1 protein-coding gene is annotated in these 593 nt (G+C 35.9%); it reads left to right on the top strand.

Annotated features, from left to right (window positions below; translation table 11 throughout):
• The coding region (locus DZ60_RS0119450) for a carbonic anhydrase family protein (RefSeq protein ID WP_025743687.1) at positions 1-545 on the top strand (545 nt) is incomplete at its 5' end.
• Positions 546-593 lie beyond the last annotated feature (48 nt).

The raw sequence follows: 593 nt of genomic DNA, 5'->3' as shown, positions 1-593 counted from the left end.
AAAAAAAAATGCAATCGGATCGTGACTTGTTAGAACAAGTAAATCAAACAAAAGGTGGACAGTATCCTTTTGCCACTATATTGAGCTGTATTGACTCGAGAGTTTCTTCAGAATTAATTTTTGATCAAGGTATCGGTGATATTTTTAGCGCTAGAGTTGCTGGCAATTTTGTTAATGAAGATATTTTGGGTAGTATGGAGTTTGCCTGTAAATTGGCAGGAACAAAACTAGTATTAGTTTTGGGGCATACGAGTTGTGGAGCTGTCAAAGGAGCTTGTGATGATGCAAAAATGGGGAATCTTACCGCGTTGCTTAGTAAAATAAAACCTGCTGTTGCTGCCGTTGCAGAACCAGAAGATGCTTCGCAAAGGAATTCAAAAAATATTGATTTTGTAAATGAGGTAGCAGTTAAAAATGTACATATGACTATCGAGAACATCAGAAAAGATAGTGAAGTTCTTAACGAAATGGAGGAGAATGGAGAGATTTTAATCGTTGGAGGAATGTATGATATTAACGATGGAAGTGTTACCTTTTTTGAATAAGGGTAAAAAACATCTTATGATGTGACGTCCTGAATAATCGTTACAAGA

Origin of the sequence: Aquimarina pacifica (genome assembly GCF_000520955.1) — a bacterium.
In the GTDB taxonomy this organism is placed as follows: Bacteria; Bacteroidota; Bacteroidia; order Flavobacteriales; family Flavobacteriaceae; genus Aquimarina; species Aquimarina pacifica.
Note: the sequence above shows the minus strand (reverse complement) of the source record. Positions and strands in the feature narration are given on the sequence as shown.